The organism is Desulfosporosinus cupriresistens (assembly GCF_001707885.1).
In the GTDB taxonomy this organism is placed as follows: Bacteria; Bacillota; Desulfitobacteriia; order Desulfitobacteriales; family Desulfitobacteriaceae; genus Desulfosporosinus.
This window is the reverse complement of the sequence record NZ_MASS01000019.1, coordinates 20,656-41,599: the sequence shown is the minus strand read 5'-3', so window position 1 is coordinate 41,599 and position 20,944 is coordinate 20,656. Positions and strand designations below refer to the sequence as shown.

Here is a 20,944-nt window from a genome sequence, read left to right as displayed (position 1 = left end):
TCCTCCTTGCTTGCCTAACCTTTAACTAATGCTGCGATCTCAAGTTGTTGTTCGAGGCTCAATTCAGGATAACATGGAATTGCAAGGGCTTGTTCACAAGCTTTTTCTGCTACCGGGAAGTTTCCTACTTCATATCCAAGGGCACTAAAGGCCTTTTGCAAGTGAAGTGGAACGGGATAATAGACAGCATTAGCCACACCGCCTGCCTTTAAACGCTCCATCAGAACTTTACGTTCCTCCGTTCGGAGGACATATAAGTGATAGATAGGCAATGCCTGGGGATCTCGACCCGGAAGTTGAACCGCCGCATCGGCAAGAAGTTGATCATAAACCTTGGCTTTTTCCCGCCGGCTTTCATTCCATTGGTCGAGGTACCGGAGCTTAACCCTTAAAATAGCGGCTTGAATCTCATCAAGACGACTGTTATAACCGATTTCATCGTGGTAATACTTCGTTTTACAGCCGTGAAAACGAAGTATCCTAAGTTGCGCGGCCAAGTCTTCGTCATTTGTAACAATCATCCCGCCATCCCCATAGGCTCCCAAGTTCTTCGTCGGAAAGAAGCTAAAGGTTGAGGCATGTCCAAGCGAACCAGCCTTTTTACCCCGATATTCCGCTCCAATCGCTTGAGCGGCATCCTCAATAACTTTAAGGTCGTGGCGTGAAGCTATTTCCATAATTTTCTCAACATCCAACATCTGACCAAAAATATGTACCGGAATAATCGCTTTTGTCCGAGGGGTTATTTTCTCTTCGAGTAGGGTTAGATCCATGTTAAGTGTCACGGGGTCAATATCTACGAATACTGGTGTTGCACCTACCTGAGCAATCGTTTCTGCCGATGCAAAAAACGTAAACGGTGTAGTGATCACTTCATCTCCCGGCCCTATACCAAACGCTTTAAGCGTAAGCACCAGTGCATCTGTACCATTGGCGACCGCAACAGCGTCCTTGGTCCCGCAGTAAGCTGCGATCTCTTTTTCTAGCGTCTTCATTTCTGGGCCTAGTATATAGACAGACGAATCCAGTACGTTAAAGATGGCCTGATCAAGTTCATCTTTTATCGTCAGGTATTGAGCCTTAAGATCTAAAAGTGGAATACCCATATTAATCTTCCCCTTCTCTTCGAATTTATTATATTAAGTCAGTTTCTTAGCATCCTACGGCGATAAGTGTTCTTGTTACGTTACAAGCGATGAGTTAGGACAGCGGGTCAAGAAGTTCTTCCTCAGCTACTTCTCTAAGGTCCTTTGCTGGGAACCCTTTTATGACGCGTTTCTCTGTGGTGTCCTTAGTCACTACAGCTCCTGCGGCCACAAAAGTTTCCGGAGCAACCTTCACGCCAGGTAAGAGGATAGACCCTCCACCAATGCGGGCCCCCCGCTGAATTGTCGGACCCTTGATCGATTTAAATCGTTTTTCTGTACGTCCCATGAAGTTATCATTGGTCGTCGTGACCATGGGGGCTATAAAGACCCGCTCTTCGAGTTCCATATAAGCTGTGATATATGAACCGGTCTGAATCTTGGTGAACGCACCAATCTTGGTATCATTTTCAACGGCTACTCCGCTTCCGATGACCACGTTTTGGCCAATTGAGCATCTCTCCCTGACGACAGCTCCGTCGCCAACAAAGGTATTATCCGCATAGCTCGTACCTGCATAGAGAACAGCAGAACACCCGACCGTGAACCCACTTCCCATCTTGAGAGGGGGCAAATCCGCTTGTGCTTTAACGGTACTTGTCGCTGCGGCTTTTGGTAACCGTCCGATTGAGGAATTACTGCCGATAAAGCCATCATCTCCGAGCTCAGTTTGCGGATAAATTGTGGTATGATCTCCGATGCGGGCACGGCTGCCCAATTTCCCCCCTGCTCCGATGCTAACATAGTTACCAAGCTCGCATCCGGCTCCAACCTGAGCTCCCTCACCCAGAACACAACCAACTCCCAAGACCACATTTTCCCCAAGCGCGACATTCTCTCCGATCACACAAAACGGCCCGACTGTTACACTTTCTGGAACAGTCGCACTTGAGGCGATCACATAATGATTCATAGTATTTGCTCCTTTCGTATGAGAGTTGCGTTACAGCCGCTCCGTCCCTACGATCGCTGACCAAACTAAGGCAAACCTGCTGATGCAAGTAACGGGGTTCCGCCAAATTCGACATCCGTGTCTCAGTTGGCGCAGGATCCATCCTTGGATCCCACCCCGCTGATGAAAGGGCAGGTTGGCCTAAGTTTGGTGGGCTGCTCACCTAGAGGGCTCACTTGCTGTAAAGCAACTCTCTGGGCTGGGATTACGGATCTAGACGAAGACAATCATGCACGTTTCTTTGAGAAGTACGTAGATTTTGATTTACAAAAGAGAACGACCTAAGCGAGTAGCTAACCAAACTTCGCGAAAAGCAGGCAGCGGAGACGAGTTGGAAACAGGACGTTTCCAACCGGCAACTGAGCCAAGGATGGCGAATTGCCGGGAACTCGTCGGAGCAGACGGCTTTGAGCGTTAGTTTGGTCTACGCAGCTTACGTAGCGAACGTTGTAAATCAAAATCTTCCCGGTTATTCTACCACCATCGGAAACACAACCGGCTCTTTCGTCTCCTGACATTTATATATCGCCAAGATAATTTCGAGTGCTTTACGCCCTTCTTCCCCGGGGATAGCTGGTTCTCTATCTTCTCGAATTGCCTGAATAAGATCCAATATTAGCTCTCTATGCCCAAAGCCGTATACTGTCGGGGGATCACCTTCCTGGCTGGCGAAAATCTCCTGTTTCTCTTCCACGCTGTCAGGTAATTCCCAAACTTCGATTCGGTTTACTGCGATTCCGCCAACAATGACTGATCCCGTTTCGCCAAAGACATTTAAGGTTTCTTCAATATTTTTAGGATAGATAGTTGAGGCCGCCTCAATCAGCCCTATGGCGCCACTTTTGAATTTAATAACAGCTGCTCCCATATCTTCCATTTCAATTTTGCGCATAAAGGTCGCCGTATATCCAAATACAGATTCCACTGGCCCAAAGGTCCACTGTAAAAGGTCAATATTATGAATGGACTGGTTCATGAGTACTCCACCGTCTTGAAGCTTCGTCCCACGCCAAGGTGCTTGGGTATAATAATTGTCGTTCCGATTCCAACGCACGGTGGCCTGACCATGAGTTAATTTACCAAAACGACCATCTTCTAAGGCTTTGCGAAGGAGTTTAATCGAATCATTAAAACGGTTTTGATGAATAACGCCTAATTTAACACCTGCTTTGTGACAGGCTGCAATCATTGCATCTGCGGTTTTCAAAGTCATAGCCATAGGCTTTTCAACCAGGACATGCTTACCTGCTTCGGCTGCAGCAATCCCAATTTCGGCATGCAAACCACTCGGTGTCGCAATGGTGATAACATCAATGTCAGTCCTCTTCAGCATTTCCAGATAATCAGTATAAGGCTCTGCGTTGTATTTGTCGGCGAAGGCCTGGGCCAGCTCCGGCACAATATCGCAGACCGCGATCAGTTCTGCCTCTGGAAGTGCTACAATGGACTCCGCATGTTTTGGGGCGATCCGCCCACACCCAATGATCGCAAACCGAATCTTTTTCTCTCCGTTCATACTAATCAACAACTCTTTTCTTTTCTATTTTTTCCTATTCTTTTTCTTCACGTTTCCAACGTCAGCTGTTGTTCGAAAACGACATCGCACAATATATAGGTTTAAGGGGAATCTGGCGATTCCCCTTAAACCTGTGTATTTAATATAAGCTTCAAAGTCACAAATTATATTCAATTAAATTTTAACGATTTTTTCACGATTCTCATGTACGTCTTTCGTTGCATTACGTGTATCCACTACGAGTTTGGCATTGGCAACCACACGCTCATAATCAACCGTACTATGGTCTGTTAAGATTAGCACTCCATCTGCATTGGCAAGCACCTCATCGGTCAAAGGCACACTCTCCAAATGGATTGTACTGCCACCGTGTGGCTCGATCACCGGAATGAATGGGTCATGATAGGTGATATTAGCCCCTTGCTTACGCAAGAGTTCAATAATCTTCAAGGCTGGTGATTCACGCATATCGTCAATATCTTTTTTATAGGCTACCCCGAGAACAAAGATCTTAGCGTCCTTCAAACTCTTGTTCTCATTATTTAAAGCACGAATTACTCTATTGATAACATAATAAGAAACTTCAACATTAACTTCCCCGGCAAGTTCAATGAAGCGAGTATGAAAATCGTATTCCCGCGCTTTCCAGGTAAGGTAGAACGGATCGATCGGTATACAATGACCGCCCACACCCGGTCCTGGGTAAAAGGTCTGGATGCCAAACGGTTTTGTCCCGGCTGCCTCAACAACTTCCCAGATATCAATTCCCATGCGGTCACAGAGCATCATCAATTCGTTAACCATAGCAATGTTAACTGCGCGGTAGGTGTTTTCAAAGACTTTTGTCAACTCCGCGGCAGCAGGCGAGGACACCGGAACGACATTCGTTATTGTTTGAGTGTAAAGCGCATAGGCAATCTCTAAGCAAATTGGGGTCATCCCGCCAACAACTTTAGAGGTATTTTTTGTGCTGAAGCGTTTGTTACCAGGATCGACACGTTCCGGTGAGAAGGCAAGGAAGAAATCATGACCAACTTTAAGTCCCGCCATTTCTAATAAAGGAAGAATGACCTCCTCTGTGGTTCCTGGGTAAGTCGTGCTTTCTAAGGTGATTAACTGCCCCGGACGTAAATATTTGGCAATCTTTTCAGTGGAAGCTTTAATATAGGAAATATCTGGATCGCGGGTAATTGTTAACGGTGTGGGAACACAAATAATCACAACATCACATTCCGCTAAACGGGAGAAATCTGTACTGGCTACCAAAATGCCGCTTTGCACAACTTCCTTAAGGTCTTCGTCCTTGACATCTCCAATATAGTTGTCTGCCGCATTCACGCGATCAACACGGGCAGCATTAATGTCAAAACCAACCACAGGGAACCCGACTTTGCCTTTTTCAACAGCCAAAGGGAGCCCTACATAACCTAAACCGATTACCCCTATCCGAGCTTCATGTTTTTCAATCTTTTCCTTAAGGGCTTTGGCAACGACATCTTCACTGGTAATTACATTTTTCACGGTCATCATTATCCTAATTTCCTCCTTATTATTTGGCTACTGCTTTGGGCGTTTTCTTGCGAAAGGTTGGAATGACCGTTTGCAACAGCTCGATAACTTCATCTCGAGTTAAATAACTGCCACGTTCTCGCACAATATGCGTCAGTTCTTCCAGAAGTTTAACATCAATAACATTAGGTTTCGCTACAAAAATTCGACTGTGTTTGGTTGAAGTTGTTCCTTCTTCAGTTGTTAACAACTCCTCATAGAGTTTTTCTCCCGGCCGAATTCCTGTGAACTGTATCTTAATGTCGACCTCCGGCTCGAAGCCTGAAAGACGAATTAAGTCTTTTGCTAGATCCACAATTTTGACTGGTTTTCCCATATCCAAAATAAATATCTCTCCACCCTGAGCCATGGCTCCAGCCTGAATGACTAACTGGGTCGCTTCTGGGATCGTCATAAAGTAGCGTACCATATCAGGATGGGTCACTGTCACCGGACCACCGTTAGCGATTTGCCGCTTAAACGTAGGAATAACACTGCCTCGGCTACCTAAAACATTTCCGAACCGTACGGCTACAAACTTTGTTTGGGAACGAAGATCTAAGCTTTGAATAAGCAATTCAACAGTCCGCTTGGTTGCTCCCATAATACTAGTTGGGTTGACTGCCTTATCTGTAGAGATCGAGACAAATGTTTTTACTTTTACTCTATCGGCTGCTTCAGCCAAATTCTGCGTGCCTAAGACATTATTTTTTAGGGCTTCTTCAGGATTTTTTTCCATTAAGGGGACATGTTTGTGTGCTGCAGCATGAAAGACAACGCCCGGCTTATATCTGTCAAAGAGCAAGCATACTTTCTCTCGGTCTTTGATATCCAATATTTCTGTTATGTAGTCAATTCCTGGACGCTCAGCGCGCAATTCCTGTTCGATGTCAAAAATGCTGTTTTCTCCATGTCCCAGCAGGACAAGTTTCCCAGGATTAAACTTGGCAATCTGACGGCAGATCTCTGAACCAATAGAGCCCCCCGCGCCGGTAATGAATACCGTCTCTCCCGAAACATATCCTGCGACTTCTTCCAAATCAACGCAAACCGGTTCACGCCCCAACAAATCCTCCACTTGAACCTGTCGAATGGGGTTGACATTGATATCCCCACTAATAATGTCATAGACACCAGGCATAATTTTTAGGTCGACTCCGGACTTTTCACAGATTTGCACAATCTCTCGAACAGACTCACCCGAGGCTGAAGGCATAGCAATAATCACTTCATCAATATTATGTCCCTTTACGACGCGGGCAATATCCTTGCGCGTCCCCAAGACCGGAATTCCCAAGAGATGCAACTTCTGTTTGGCACGGTCATCATCAATAAAACCGATAGGACGTCCCTCTCGATAATTGCGATTTTTCAACTCCCTTGCGGCTAATACCCCTGCATCCCCAGCTCCAACAATAAGTACCTGTTTTTGTGAGCCTGGAACATGGCGATCAAAGGCATTTTCCTGTAAGATCCGCCAAATAAAACGCGAACCCCCGATCAAAAAGACCATTGCCAGCCAAAGCAGTACAGCAGAAGAGTGCGGCATTCTAAAAGGGAGCGAGGCAGCTTTGGCAACACCATAAAAATATACCACTGCAGCTGTTCCACCCGTTCCGACAGTTACTGCATAAATAATGGAGAGCAGCTCCCCTGTACTAGCATACTGCCATAGCCGATTATATAAGCCAAAAACATAAAAAACTGCGATATATAAAATCGTTCCGGCCACGGCAGTATGATAATATATCTGATAACTTCCTGGCGGAATGTCACCTTCGAAGCGCAAATAAAAACTGCCGAAAGCTGCCAAGTTGATTAACATAGCATCAATCAGCATTAATATCAACGTCCGTTTACGAAATAACACCTAGCTCAGCCCCTTTTCGATCAAACCAGTCAGTAAGTTTTATCGTTCTAAAGTTTACTACAACTTAAATGGTTTTACAACTATTCGCTTTGAACATGCCGTTAACAATTTCGCCTTCGATTCAAGTCCTTTTGTTGTTTCTGCTTTTATTCATGTAGCCAATGATATAGTAACTATAAGGTAAGTAAGTGATCAATCTTACCGACATGTAACTAAGAACAAGGGGCACGACAAAGATGATTAGATAAAATTGCCAATTATTATAGTTGATATTATAGTTCTTGAGTATCTTTATTGCAGATTGGTTAAAGAAGATGTGTATTAGGTATATTCCAAAGGAGTAATCCCCTATTTTATAAAGAGCTTTAGCAACAATGCTCTTTTTCCGAACCAAATTATTGGCCAGATTAAATAGCAGTAGAAAGCTTGAGATCCTCAAAATAGGGTAAATTAGTTCTGAACCAATAAAATAATAATTAGGTATCGTATTGTATCTATAACCCGTAGTCAGACCAACGATTATAAAATAACTAGCTCCTATTGTTAAAGCTAACGTAGTTGCTAAAAAAAGGGGCGTAAGACGATTAAATCCGCTCTTTAACTTTTCGTAGTGGTCACAACTATAGATTCCTAAACCAAAATAAAATAGGTATGCTATAAAGTTAATCTTTGTAGCAGCTAAATACGGGGTGTGTTTACCAACCATGAATGCCACCTGAATTACTAACATTAAAGAAATCAATAATTCGGCTCTGTTTCTTATTTTAAAGTGATCATAAATCTTAATAATAAACGGATAAAAAATATAACACTGAATTATTATGGCAAAAAACCATAGGTGGTAGGAAGCATCTGACTGCCAGATATTCCGAAGAATTAGGGTTACATTCGTACTGAGTGCGTTATTTCTCATGACTTCTGAATTAATGAAGCAAGTATAAAGAACTGAGAAAATTAAGTATTGGGGAATAATTGAACGTATTCTTTTTTTGTAGAATTGTCTAATCGGAAAGTTATTACGATAATTTCTGGCCAATACAAAACCGGAAATCAGGATAAACAAGGGCACTGCAAATTGGGAAAATACATCTGTCAACAGATTTATAAGTACCAAGTTATTAAATTTTTTGATTTCTGTAAAATAACCTGTCGCATGAATAGCGATAACCGCTAAGACGCCGAATGCCCTGAGGAAATTAATCTGCTCAATCGTATCCTGTTTCTTGTGGTTAGTTGCATTAGCATTATTCATGTTAGCCATTTTCCCTTCCTCAAAAGAACTAGCCTAAATCTCTAAAATCCATGCTAAGATTCAACCTAATAATGTGTAAGTCATTGAGTCATAGATTAACTATCCTTTGCCAAGTATTAGTCTATCATACAGCCTACTTTTTTGCCTAATGAAAACTGGGTACTAAAAAGGACTACCATATTTTATAGTAGTCCTTACCTTCATTGCACGGTACTTTCTCCTGTTATCACCCAGCGGGAATTCTGTTTGAGCAAATTTACTCGGACATGTACATTCTGTTCATGCTCTTCCCCGATTGCTGCAGCATCCGCTAAGCTATAATCTCTTGCAGTATATCGGTAATCAACCCGCATTGTGGCAGTATTTGCCTCCGCACTTTCAACATCGACCTGGTCAAACGTTATTTGACTGACATCTAGCCCTAGACCTTGAGCCAAGTATTCTTCAGCACGGCGCGCATGTCTTTCAAGCAATTCTCCTGTATAGGCTTTCGCTAGTTTGAGACGGAATGAATCGATATCTGAAGATTTCCAAGCTCCAAAGAAAATCCCGATATCTTGTTTATAGTCGGTAATGATTTGTTGTTTCAGTACGTTTAACGCCTTGATATCTTTGTCGCTTACATTTTGATCGAGAGGAGGTGCATCATTTTTTTGTACTGCTGAATCTGGATTTAGTGTATCTAGACTCTCTCCATCCAAGGGAGCATTATTTGAAGATAGAGCGTCCGGTGCCGTGTTTAAGACTGGAGAGGTTCGAGCTGGGTCACTTACTGTTCCTGAAACCGTTTGTATCTTGTCTTGGCCACGTAGCCTGGAAATAAACGAGGTGGGGGAACTCGAATTCGTGAGTAAAGACACACCCAAGGTTCCAACTAAAACGCCGAGACCTAAAGCCAGAGCTCCAAATAAATAATTCATTTTACGCATACAAACCGAAATCTCCTTCAATTGGATTTTATAATTATTTTTACCAATTTAAGGATATATTAGACATTCACATTCCCGAGTTAGAAATTAAACATAAACTGGTGAAAAAAGGAAGGCCTGTCCCCTTGGGGCAGGCCTTCCTTTTTTCTATTCAATTTTTATTGTTTACCCAACAACTAAATTTGTTTTCAACCTTGCAAAACAATACAAGATCATAGTAAGAGATTTAGTTGCCTATTCAATTTAGATAAATAAATCAAAAACTCTTATAAAATCAATCCTTTAAATTCAAATTAATAATTTATATTGAGTCCAAGCTCCTCATGTTCTTAACAAAACATTATTGTAGCTATGTCAATTTATTGTAAAGTTATAACTTAATTCAACAGCCATTGTGCACCTTGAACTATTCAGCGTATTTCTTATCGCCTTCAATACTCTAGCTTAGCTTCATTTCATTCCTATTTACATTACGTCATCTAATGCCTGAATTATGTCCGTTTGGTTGCAAACGGCGTCGCCCCGTAGATTTTTGAATTTACTTCATTACGCATGAGATGCGCATCTAGATCATGAATTTCTTGGTGGAACTGTTCGATCCGTGTTTTATCCTTTGAATCATACGCATCAATTCCTCTGTTTAGAAGCACATCTAAGTAGCCTGTGAGTGCTACTGCTTTAGAAACATTCGCTTCATTCTTGAACTGCTTGTCCAATAAGGTTTTATGAAACACAATATACTTCTTAAGATCTTCTTCATTCAACTGAGGGCCCGCAGCCGGCCCATAGAGATAACCGTCTACATATTCGTGGATGTTCCATGCGGCGCCAAAGATTAATGTTTTAGCATCATTGCTTAATGCATTTTCGCCGAAGTACGTGGCCACAGATGGGGCTAAGTCAATTTGACTGGTGTCCGGTTCTCTATATTTATTTTTGGAACCGGCATTGACTTGAGGGGGCGGGTTAATCGTACTGGGTTCTGTCGCTGTCGGAGCGACGGTTTCAGGTGGCGCTGTGCCGTCAGGCAGCACCGTTTCTTTAGCTCCATCAATTGCCGTATTACCATCAACGGCTGGGGATTGAATGACTACCGAGTCAGTGATGGAGCTTTGTTGCCTAAAAACTTTCCAGACACTTGGGCCATAAACCCCTGCAGCAACTACAGCTCCAGCTAGAACCAACGTTCCAGCTAAGGTAGCTATCCTCTTTTTGTCCATTGGCATCAGTGGTTTCATTGATCTCTTCCCTCCTTAAAAATTCTTTTGTATTTTGGTACGTTAGTATTTTACCAATTTTTAGGAGAGAAGCTTGTCACTTTTGCTGTAGAGCTTGGCCCATTTTCCGTCCTCTATTTTTGAGAAATGCTAAGAGATTCCTTTCGGTACATAAATTTCGCGAAAATCAAGCAGCATTGTCCAAATAAATTTTTCGTCTCTTTCAGTCAATTTCAAATTTTAGAACCAAAGCCTTTAAATAATTCATAAGCTCGTCCGAAAGATCCCCTCGGCGCAATGCATATTCAATCGTCGCTTCCACAAAGCCTAGCTTATCTCCGACGTCATAGCGCCGACCTTCAAATTCATAAGCAAGGATTTCTTGATAGCGACCTAATTCCTTAATCCCATCCGTGAGCTGAATCTCGCCACCCTTGCCTGGCTGAAGAACGCTCAGGATATTAAAAATCTCTGGATTTAAGATATACCTACCCATTATGGCTAAGCGAGTCTCCGGAGCATCTTCCGAACGAGGTTTCTCCATCATATTCTTCGCTCGATATAGTCGATCGGCAAACTTTTCACCATCAACGATCCCATATTTAGACGTATCCTCCAGCGGAACTTCCTGGACCCCAACTATACTTGCTCCATAACGCTCATAATGATTCATCATTTGGCGCAAAGCAGGCACTTCAGAATAGATGACATCATCACCTAGCAGAACTGCAAACGGTTCATTACCGATGAATTTTCGGGCACTATAAATCGCATGTCCCAAACCCAACGCTTCTTTTTGTCGAACGTAATAAATATCTGCCATACGAGCAACATCTTGCACCAAATCCAAAAGTTCATCTTTGGAGTTTTTTTCCAAGAACCCCTCTAGTTCCATCGAGCGATCGAAGTGGTCTTCGATGGCCCGTTTGTTGCGACCTGTAACTATAATTATGTCTTCAATCCCGGATTGAATAGCCTCTTCAACAATATATTGAATGGTTGGTTTATCTACAATCGGCAACATCTCTTTCGGTTGAGCCTTCGTTGCTGGTAAAAAACGAGTTCCCAGACCGGCTGCTGGTATCACTGCTTTACGAATTTTACGCATCTTTCTACTCTCCTTTTAATACTACAATTCATTTTTACCTTTTATGTATATATAAAAACAACTCAACTAATTCGCCTATTACCTATACAATTGAAAAGTATAACTTTTGTGGGTCCTTTTCATGGGCCCAGACTTCCTGCCCATCCCTAAGAGAGTCCTTTACCTTTATAAGCTAACAAGTATTCTTTCGACATTTATATATCTATACCTGCTGTTTGTCAAAGAAAACTGTAAGAAATTACAATAAAAGGGGCTGTGCTAAAACTTGTTACTATATTTTTCACATCCCCACTTTTGCTTCTATATCATCAAAACACAAGCGTCCTCACTCCACTTTAATAGTGAAATGAGGACGCTTATTGATTGTTGTAACCACTTGAAATTTTGGAGACTGAGTTTTCACACATCCCCTTCCAAAGCATACCTGGATAGGTAATGCATGCTTGAACTTAGTCCAACCATACTAAATCCATGAAAAAACTTAGACGTTTCTTGATTTACTTAGACTCAAATCTTGAAGTGCGAGATTAACTGCTTTAAATCCTTGGCCAAAACGTCTAGGCTTTCTGCAGAGGCAAATAATTCTTCGACAGAAGCGTTTTGTTCCTCGGCGGCAGCAGCTGTAGTTTGAGTGCCTGCTGAGGTGGATTCGGCTTGATTCACAACCGTTTGCATACCGACTTTAATTTGTTCCCCGTCTTGTTGGACTTTCTGAACAGTAACTTCAATATCTTGGGCTAATCCAGCACTTTCTTCTACAGAATCAAGAATTACAGTGAATTGATGGGCGATCTCTTTTAAGTAAGCACTACCTTGATTTACACTATCCACGCTAGTTTTCATCCCTTGATGAGCGCTCCGCGAAGCCTGTTGCATTTCCTGTACTCTCTGAGAAATATCGACCAAGCTCGTTTGAACTTGCTCGGCAAGTTTACGGACTTCCTCTGCCACAACAGCAAATCCCCGGCCATTTTCTCCAGCACGTGCCGCTTCAATTGCCGCGTTTAATGCTAAGAGATTCGTTTGTTGCGCAATATTGTCGATAATTTGCACCGTTTTGGCGATCTCCTCTGATTTTTCATCCACTTCTCCAATCACCTGGCTCAAACTGTGGACCTGACTCTCAATTTCAGCCATTTGATTAACCACTTGTCCAAGGGCACGATTTCCATCGCTAGAAAGTTCAGCAGAACGCCTGGATGCACGACTTACTTTTCCGGCGTGCTGCTCAGTCTGCTTTAACTCATCAATCACTAAGCTCATCCGTTCATGGTTCTCTGTCATTTCCTTAACTTGCATTTGAGCATCGGTCGCCATTTCGGTCGCCGATGTCGCAACTTGTTCAGCGGCCTGAGCTGATTGTTCGGCACCTTGGCGCATCTCTTGAGCGGTTTGTGCTACTTGATTGGCCATGTCGACTACTTTTGTCATTGTGCCCCTCAAAGAGAGAACCATATCACCGAAGGCCTTATGTAATTCTACTCCTTCATGGTTCCACGCTTTCCAAGGGGCCTTCTTTTTCCGAGCAATATCCCCGGCAGCGATTTCGTTGGCATTGACCAGCAAATGGTGCATCATATTGCCGAGAGCCCGGCTTAACACCCAGCCGATGACAATACTAACTAAGACATCAATTATGACAAGGATCACCGAAACAAACGAGGCTTTTTTGAAGATCAGACTCGTAGTTTCTGTACTGTGCGTATTCACTCTATCCAATCTAGAGTCAACCATCTTTTGGATAATATCTCCCGCCAACTGGTTTTTAGGTCCGTCTACCTCATACATATTGGTTAAAGCTTCATCTCTTCTTCCATTTATAGAATCTTGAATCGTAACTTGAGATGACACTACATAATCATTCCAGGCGGTTTTAAATTGTTTCCATGACGCATCTTCTTCTGGCGACCTTGAAACAGCTTCGAACTTGGCAGTCTCTGCTATCATTGAATCCTTTTTCTGATCTACTTTATTCAAGAAATTCTGACGTTCTTGAGGATTCCGTGCGCTAACAGCTAAGACAACATTTGTCCTATAGACCTGAGCATCAAAATGCATCTGTGAGAGTAAGTCCATGGGAACCACATCCTGCTGATAAACCTGATCCGAAGCATTATGCATTTGGGACATACCATAGATCCCAATTGCTCCTACGACGCCTGCTGCCAAAGCAATAAACATCATTAAGGCCGTGACTTGGACTCCAAGTCTCCTATTTCTTAAATTCATCTCTTTCACTCCTTTAAACGAATTATTGCCTAACTTGAATAATAGTTCTTCTTCAGAAATCTAATCCATATGTTTTCACTCTAAATAGGTTATTCATTATGTTCTTATATTTTTTAATCACTAGTTATTAACCGTTCTTAATTAAAGTTTCACCGTGCATTTAGACTATTGAGCTGAACGATATATTACTGCCCTAAAATATGTATTTCGACATAGAAAATGAATATTCCTGTCGAAATTTTTTATCCAATAAAGAAAACTTGGCTGGCGCCCACGAAGTCACAGTCTTCGCACGTGTTAACTTTCTTGCAGCCTTAGCGCAGGCGGCCGCCTTAGTTGCACTTATGCTACAGAAGACACTGCCTTCGCGCGTGTTAACTTTCTTACAGTATGTGACGAAGTTATACTTTTTGATAATTATAAAAAAACAAACCGCAAGAGCCATTAAAAACTCTCGCAGTTTGTTTTTGTTCTTTTCACTTATCTACTTCTTGGTTTCGTTAGTAGGTTCCAACTTCTCTAAGATCTGATCGACTAGACCATATTCTTTTGCTTCTTCGGCAGTCATGTAGTAATCCCGCTCTGTGTCTTTCTCAATTTTCTCTAATGGCTGGCCAGTTCTTTCCGAAAGGATTTTATTCATCTTTGCCTTGGTTCTGAGCAACTGTTTAGCATGAATTTCAATCTCGGTCGCTTGTCCAGAAAGTCCGTGACCACCAATCAATGGCTGATGAATCAGAACCTCTGAGTTAGGAAGAGCAACCCTCTTCCCTTTTGCACCCGCTGTAAGGAGGAATGCCCCCATACTAGCTGCCATCCCAATACAGATCGTGCGGACATCCGAGCGTATATACTGCATGGTGTCGTAAATGGCCATTCCAGCTGTGATTGAACCACCGGGGCTATTGATATATAGATTGATATCTTTTTCTGGATCTTCTGCTTCGAGGAAAAGCATTTGGGCTACAACCAGATTGGACACATCATCATCAATTGCACCCCCGAGAAAGATAATACGATCTTTTAAAAGACGCGAGTAAATATCGTAGGAGCGCTCCCCACGATTGGTTTGTTCAACGACCATTGGGACTAGATAACCCATTTATAATTCCCCCTATTCGTCTTTATTATTTATTACTGCAATCCAACTTAGTATATTCTCACCGATTAACTTTATTTTAGTACAATGGTCAGTAAAGGTCAAATTTTTTTATCGAGAAAATAAGTTCTACTTTTACATCACTCTAAAAAGCTTGGCCAAGAAACCATAAAATATTCTATATATGGCATATTGTACCCTTCAGGAGCTCTCAATGCAAATCGATCTAGACCTTAAACTTGACAAAGAATGTCGATCCATTCGGGCTGGTTCCCACCTTAATTTTAGCGTTATGCCGGGTAGCGATTCCATAACATACAGCCAAACCTAAACCTGTGCCTTTCTCCTTGGTAGTAAAAAAAGGAGTCCCTAATGAATCCATGATTTCTGGTGCGATGCCCTTCCCTTTATCCTGTATGGCTAAGACCACTTCATTGTCCTCGAATAGGGTTTTTATTACAAGAGACCCCTCTTCCTCCATTGCTTCCAGCCCATTTCGCGTTAAATTGAGGATCATCTGGAGAATCTCTTTTTCGTCTAAGAGTAAATCCGGGAGTATTCCTAATTCAGCAGTTACTAAATTGTCGCCACGAATGGCATCAACTTGAACAAGCGGTAAGATGCTTTCTATAATATCATTCAGATTATGCAGAGCGAGTTCTGTTGTTTTAGTACGACTTATCGATAGAAATTTAGTAATAATTGAATTCGCTCGATCAAGTTCACTTATCATGAGAGGAATATAATCGCTGTATTTATCGAAACTTTTATGTTCCTGGATGAGTTGCAAAAAGCCTCTGACGGTTGTCATCGGATTTCTAACTTCGTGACCAATACTTGCCGCCATTTCACCGACCAGGTTCATCTGATCCATCCGTGTCATTTCTTTCTCCAACTTCTTTTGTGCAGTAACATCCTTGACAATTGTTGAGGCACCAATAATTTCGCCATTATGACCCTTAATAGGTGACACCGTCAAATAAACATGAATAAACTTTCCGTCTTTCCTTTGACGTATTGCTTCATAATGTGTCACGGGCATTCCGTGAAAAATAATTTGTAAAACTTTATCAAACTCAAGCTGTTTGTCGAGAGGAATTATTTTTTTAATCGGCTCCCCTATAATTTCCGCTTCAGTGTACCCGTAAATGCACTCTGCTCCTCTATTCCAGTCGATAATAATTCCATCAAGGGTCATCCCTATGATTCCATCATCTGTCGATTCAACGATTGATGCTAGTCGTAGGACCTTTTCTTCAATCTGCTTACGTTCTCCGACCTCTTTGATGAGCTGCTGGTTTATTCCTTCCAATTCTGTCGTTCGTTCTTTAACCAACCACTCAAAGTGACTTTGATTAAAAAATTCTTGAACTCTAAATTTATATAGCGTAAACGATAAAAACCAAGCGATTATAATAATCAAGGACACATTGATATAATGACCTTTTAGAACATCTACATTAGGTTGCTGATGTGTTATTTCCAATATTAAAATCAAATAAGAAATGGCATAAACTCCTATGCTCACTTTCGGCTTTAGGTTAAAGAACACCGCAATTACAAAACACCCTAAGATGTATACCGTCAATTGTCCATGAATTAGCTGATCAATCCACCCAGAAGTAATCGTACAAATGAACAAGCAAAAAAAAGCAAAGAAATTCTCATAAATTTTATGTATCCATTTCACATCATCAGCAGAAGGGAGCTTAGTATTCCAATAGAGAGCGGTAAATAATAGCATGCCTCCACCTAATCCAAGATGTGAATAAAATAATAACTTATAACCCGGTGTACTCAGCCATAGACCCTTCTGATAATTACCATGATCCACAAATAAAAGGATTATATCACAAATAAGAAGGAGCGTAGCTAAAAGCCTAAGGCGAGGAAAATTCGTATAAATTTGACCTTTCCAGAATTCTTCCTCAAGTTCTCCCAGTAAATCAGCTCTGTTTAGTTTAATTAACTCCATCGTTCACACCCTGTTCCACTTTCTTAATGGAAACAATATTTACTAAACTTTAATTCTCCAAAATTCCCGATAATCCTTCTTTATTTGCAAAAGCGTTTCTAGTGCTATACAGTACGCATAATCTGCTTAACCCTATTCACCCTCTTGAATATACTGGTATTATTAAGATCCATCCCCTGGAAGGTGGTCGATACAGACGTGGATCAAAGCAAGGGGCAACTTCCCCATTATCCGCCCTATTTTGGAACCTATCCATTAAGCCCAAGCTTTATTCAGGGGTATAAGCCCCCTGTTTCTAACGCGCATAATTGTGCCCCTCTCCATGTTCAGATCTTTCCTTCGAACCAAGGTCTTGACCTGAAGTATTGGAGATCTCTATCTCCCGCGCTCCTCGGAGCAGCTGGGGCTCTTTTCCTGAGCCTCTTCTCAGGCAACAATCATTCAATTGAACGCTTTGAAGGGACCCTTTTTAAACTTACTCTTGTAGGGTATGCTATTGGTTCTACAGTCTCAGTTTCTTTTTGCATTTCTCATATCATTACGAACTCTAAAACCCCTCACGATCATCTACTCTATCCTGTCGTGGGAGCCCTTGTTTCGATTATCCTACTCTTCGCTGCAGATTACCTTCTTCTTTATCGATTTTTCCCATCCAGTTTTAAAGGTGACATAGGAGATGACCTTTGCAACCAGCTCTTCTCTTTTTTATATTTAAGCACAACAACGATTGCAACTGCGGGTTTAGGCGACATTCTACCGGCTAATGTAACTGCACGTGCTTTGATCGCCACAGAAATATCTTTTTATCTGTTTACCATGGCGACAGGAATTCAACTTCTTCTTGTTCAACATTAGTATAAAAATGGTCTTGCCAAGTCCGGAAATCGTAAACTTGACAAAGCAAACTGAAATACTACAAAGCTATTGTTATAGATTTAGTAGTATTTCAGTTATTTCAGCTTGATAGTTAAGTTTAAATTATATGTTTTGACCGCCGCTATGTAGAAAAAAGCTAAGAGTCTAAAACCAGCAATTAAGCCTGCCGATATTTAAACTCTTTTTTAGACTCATATTCTTTTTATAAGAAAATGAACAGGAACTGACCAATAGGCCTTTTCACTTTGGTTTACGACTAAAACGACTTAAAAATCCTTTTATTCCCTCACTTTTCTGTGGCGGAGCTTCGACATTCTGGGTCTCTAATAAATTTCCAACTCCTGCCTGTGGGTTTGGCTGTTGGAATGTCCCACCCGGATACATTGCTGGAAAATTCATTCCCCGTCTCTGCATAAAACGTTCCAGACCTCGCATAGGCAAAGGATTTCGCGGCATATTTTGATTATTATAGAGATTAAACCGTCCCAACGGCATTTTCAACGCACCTCCTCTTTATTAATGTATTTTAAAATGGGCTCCTATTTAGGAGCCCACCCTTTTCTTAGTCCTTCTTAAAAGATAACTCCTAAAGCAATCAAGATTAAAATCGCGATCGCAATAATCCCTGCACCTACACACGATCCCCCACCAAAACCACCGCAAGCGCCACCATATCCGTACATATCCTTATACCTCCTTTTAATTTTAGCTTAATAAAACGTTAGGGCTCTGAAGGTTTAGAATACAATGCCCATCGCGATAAGAAGCAAGATAATTACAACTACAATCGCGATACCAGCACCTACTCCACCGCCAGGTACTACACCAGCTCCAAATGCCATCTTAAATCCCCCTTTCATTCTTAATACATCATACGCTTTTATTAATTCCATTGTTCCACATTTTTCCATTAATTACGGTTTTTATAGTTGTTCATTTCTTTCAAATCATTTAGATCTAAATAATTGCCTTGATTAACCATCGGCTGCGACAACTATAAAGAAAACTTGGCTGGCGCCCACGAAGACACTGTCTTCGCACGTATTAACCCTTCTTGAAGACATTGTCTTCGCACGTATTAGCCTTCTTGCAGCCTTGGCGAAGGCGGCTGCCCTAGTTTCACTTATGCGCTGGCCAAGGATGGCCGAGTGTCCCTGTAACCCGAAGACACGGTCTTCGCACGTATTAACCTTTCTTGCAGGATGGTGAGAAAGGACCTTCCAGAAAGTATGAAACAAAAAGTTATACTTTCTGACTAGTATAAAAAAATCCGCTATCCCAGTAATATGGGATAACGGATTTCTTATAGCTGTTTAGCATAATTCTCTGATTATTTCACATTTACAATGCGTTTTCTCCTGTGGCTCCCGTTCTTATTGTATACGCATTTTCCACGGCAGACACAAAAATCTTTCCGTCTCCGATTTCCCCAGTTCGCGCCACTTTCGTAATGACTTGGATCACCTCTTCTACGTATTGATCCATGACTACAATTTCGACCTTCACCTTAGGAATAAGATGCACGTTATATTCTACGCCACGATAAACCTGAGTCTGCCCCTTCTGTTTGCCACAACCAATTACCTGGGTCACCGTCAAACCATTGACTCCATGAGTGCCTAACGCATCTTTCAGGCTGTCCAGTTTTCCCGGACGAATAATCGCTTCAATCTTCTTCATATCCACCCTCCCCATGAAATTTAGCCTTTTCTAAACTATAGTACTAGTTGAATTAGATAAAATCCGGATAAGCCTCTTCTCCGTGTAAGGACAAATTCAAACCGATTGCTTCCTGTTCCTCACTGACACGAAGTTTCATCACTAAGCCTATCACTTTCAAAATAATAAACGTTGCCACGACAGCAAATACCACTGTTATCAAAACACTTAAGGCTTGGATCCCTAAAAGTGAAGCATTTCCGTAGAACAACCCATCTGCACCGGCCGGGTTGATGGTTTTAGTGGCGAAAATCCCAGTTGCCAGGGCTCCCCATGTCCCACCAATCCCATGACATCCAAAGGCGTCTAACGCATCGTCATAGCCGAATTTTGCTTTTATTATACTGATGGCTAGATAGCAAACTATACCACCGACTAGGCCAATGAATATCGAGGAGAGTGGGGTTACAAATCCTGCCCCGGGGGTTATGGCTACTAATCCGGCAACCGCACCGCTGGCTGCGCCAAGCATGGTGGATTTTCCTCGATGAAGACGCTCTACCACTGCCCAGGCTACTGCAGCTGCAGCTGCAGCCGTATTAGTATTCACAAAAGCCATACCAGCTAACCCGCTCGCACCCAGAGCGCTTCCAGCATTAAACCCAAACCAGCCAAACCAGAGGAGACCTGCTCCCAATACGGTCATTGGAATATGATGCGGCGCCATTGATTCTTTACCAAGCCCTTTACGCTTGCCAAGGACCAAAGCTACTATCAATCCTGAATATCCCGAACTGATATGCACCACGTTTCCTCCAGCAAAGTCCAAAGCTCCAAGAGTCCTTAAGAAACCACCGACACCCCAAACCCAATGGGCTAAAGGATCATAAACAAACGTTGCCCACAATAACACGAAAGCAATAAATGCCGGAAAACGCATCCGTTCTGCGAAAGAGCCACTGATCAAAGCGGGGGTGATGACTGCAAACATCATTTGGAAAGCCATAAAAACGATCGCTGGAATGGTTGCTGCGTAATCAGGATTAGGATCTATTCCCACTCCATTTAATCCCAACCAATTTAGGCCTCCAATCAAGCCATGAATGTCTGGCCCAAAGGCCAATGTATATCCCACCAATATCCACTGCAAAGACATAAGGCCAATGACAATCCAACTATGCATGAGAGTGCTGAGAACATTCTTTTTACGCACCATACCACCATAAAAAAGTGCTAAACCGGGTGTCATAAGAAAAACTAGTGCTGTGCAAATCATAATAAAACTTGTATCTCCAGTATCCATACTAATTCCTCCTCTTCAAAAAAATGGCGCTTTGAGCTACTCTTATCGAGTATCCTCAAAGCGCCATTGCTTTGCTTTCATGTTTTTCCTACCCAAGGGTCATAGGCTGTGCACACCTTATGTTTGGTATTCTAGCACGAAGATGAACGGTTTTGCAATAGTTTTTTTTAAGGAATCCTGTATACGAATTCTGTGAATTCTAACTTATAAGTCTTACGCTAAATTTAGATATTCACATCGGAGGAAACCAGAACATATTCTTGTTT

Annotated in this window: 18 protein-coding genes; 3 read left to right on the top strand and 15 right to left on the bottom strand. The window is 42.2% G+C overall.

Annotated features, from left to right (window positions below; genetic code table 11):
• Positions 1–14: 14 nt before the first annotated feature.
• Both DSBG_RS09765 and DSBG_RS09760 read right to left on the bottom strand, forming a co-directional pair.
• Positions 15–1,106: a DegT/DnrJ/EryC1/StrS family aminotransferase gene (locus DSBG_RS09765; RefSeq protein ID WP_068963999.1), complete on the bottom strand. Its 1,092-nt coding sequence runs from the start codon at positions 1,104–1,106 to the stop codon at positions 15–17.
• 94 nt (positions 1,107–1,200) lie between these two features.
• A complete protein-coding gene (locus tag DSBG_RS09760) occupies positions 1,201–2,058 on the bottom strand; it encodes an N-acetyltransferase (RefSeq protein WP_068963997.1) in 858 nt (285 codons plus the stop codon).
• Between the two features lie 117 nt (positions 2,059–2,175).
• Here DSBG_RS09760 and DSBG_RS23395 point away from each other — a divergent pair, with 117 nt between their 5' ends.
• Positions 2,176–2,382, top strand: coding sequence for a hypothetical protein (locus tag DSBG_RS23395; RefSeq protein ID WP_207647226.1), 207 nt, complete (start codon positions 2,176–2,178; stop codon positions 2,380–2,382).
• Entirely contained in the window at positions 2,357–2,515 is a 159-nt protein-coding gene (locus tag DSBG_RS23035; protein ID WP_176716238.1) for a hypothetical protein, read from the top strand. Before DSBG_RS23395 ends, DSBG_RS23035 begins: the two co-directional genes overlap by 26 nt.
• A gap of 51 nt (positions 2,516–2,566) precedes the next feature.
• On the opposite strand, the gene DSBG_RS09755 is transcribed toward DSBG_RS23035, so the two are convergent.
• The 10 genes from DSBG_RS09755 to DSBG_RS09705 all read right to left on the bottom strand — a co-directional run bounded on the left by DSBG_RS09755 (position 2,567) and on the right by DSBG_RS09705 (position 16,840).
• Complete coding sequence (locus DSBG_RS09755) at positions 2,567–3,613, bottom strand: Gfo/Idh/MocA family protein (protein WP_068963994.1); 1,047 nt, start codon at positions 3,611–3,613, stop codon at positions 2,567–2,569.
• Between the two features lie 174 nt (positions 3,614–3,787).
• Entirely contained in the window at positions 3,788–5,143 is a 1,356-nt protein-coding gene (locus DSBG_RS09750; protein ID WP_068963992.1) for a nucleotide sugar dehydrogenase, read from the bottom strand.
• A gap of 19 nt (positions 5,144–5,162) precedes the next feature.
• Positions 5,163–7,031 (bottom strand): polysaccharide biosynthesis protein, encoded by a 1,869-nt coding sequence (locus tag DSBG_RS09745; protein WP_083236802.1) that lies wholly within the window; start codon positions 7,029–7,031, stop codon positions 5,163–5,165.
• 121 nt (positions 7,032–7,152) lie between these two features.
• Positions 7,153–8,292: an acyltransferase gene (locus DSBG_RS09740; RefSeq protein WP_083236801.1), complete on the bottom strand. Its 1,140-nt coding sequence runs from the start codon at positions 8,290–8,292 to the stop codon at positions 7,153–7,155.
• Between the two features lie 191 nt (positions 8,293–8,483).
• Positions 8,484–9,212: a hypothetical protein gene (locus DSBG_RS09735; protein WP_068963990.1), complete on the bottom strand. Its 729-nt coding sequence runs from the start codon at positions 9,210–9,212 to the stop codon at positions 8,484–8,486.
• Between the two features lie 491 nt (positions 9,213–9,703).
• The gene (locus DSBG_RS09730; RefSeq protein ID WP_068964034.1) at positions 9,704–10,438 is read right to left on the bottom strand and encodes a hypothetical protein; all 735 of its coding nucleotides are present in this window, start codon (positions 10,436–10,438) and stop codon (positions 9,704–9,706) included.
• Between the two features lie 214 nt (positions 10,439–10,652).
• Complete coding sequence (gene galU / locus DSBG_RS09725) at positions 10,653–11,537, bottom strand: UTP--glucose-1-phosphate uridylyltransferase GalU (RefSeq protein ID WP_068963988.1); 885 nt, start codon at positions 11,535–11,537, stop codon at positions 10,653–10,655.
• 507 nt (positions 11,538–12,044) lie between these two features.
• Positions 12,045–13,766: a methyl-accepting chemotaxis protein gene (locus DSBG_RS09720; protein WP_068963985.1), complete on the bottom strand. Its 1,722-nt coding sequence runs from the start codon at positions 13,764–13,766 to the stop codon at positions 12,045–12,047.
• 484 nt (positions 13,767–14,250) lie between these two features.
• Positions 14,251–14,868 carry an ATP-dependent Clp endopeptidase proteolytic subunit ClpP gene (gene clpP / locus DSBG_RS09710; protein WP_009617372.1) on the bottom strand — a complete coding sequence of 206 codons (618 nt, stop codon included), beginning with the start codon at positions 14,866–14,868 and terminating at the stop codon, positions 14,251–14,253.
• 223 nt (positions 14,869–15,091) lie between these two features.
• Entirely contained in the window at positions 15,092–16,840 is a 1,749-nt protein-coding gene (locus DSBG_RS09705; protein ID WP_068963981.1) for a two-component system sensor histidine kinase NtrB, read from the bottom strand.
• Between the two features lie 198 nt (positions 16,841–17,038).
• Here DSBG_RS09705 and DSBG_RS09700 point away from each other — a divergent pair, with 198 nt between their 5' ends.
• Positions 17,039–17,695, top strand: coding sequence for a hypothetical protein (locus tag DSBG_RS09700; RefSeq protein ID WP_068963979.1), 657 nt, complete (start codon positions 17,039–17,041; stop codon positions 17,693–17,695).
• A 261-nt stretch (positions 17,696–17,956) separates the two neighbouring features.
• Here the strand turns inward: DSBG_RS09700 and DSBG_RS09695 are convergent, their stop codons facing one another.
• From DSBG_RS09695 to DSBG_RS09680, 3 genes are all read right to left on the bottom strand, one after another.
• Positions 17,957–18,211, bottom strand: a complete 255-nt coding sequence (locus tag DSBG_RS09695; RefSeq protein WP_068963978.1) for a hypothetical protein — start codon at positions 18,209–18,211, stop codon at positions 17,957–17,959.
• Positions 18,212–19,057: 846 nt separating this feature from the next.
• Positions 19,058–19,396 carry a P-II family nitrogen regulator gene (locus DSBG_RS09685; protein ID WP_068963974.1) on the bottom strand — a complete coding sequence of 113 codons (339 nt, stop codon included), beginning with the start codon at positions 19,394–19,396 and terminating at the stop codon, positions 19,058–19,060.
• Between the two features lie 52 nt (positions 19,397–19,448).
• The gene (locus tag DSBG_RS09680) at positions 19,449–20,678 is read right to left on the bottom strand and encodes an ammonium transporter (protein WP_068963971.1); all 1,230 of its coding nucleotides are present in this window, start codon (positions 20,676–20,678) and stop codon (positions 19,449–19,451) included.
• Positions 20,679–20,944: the final 266 nt, after the last annotated feature.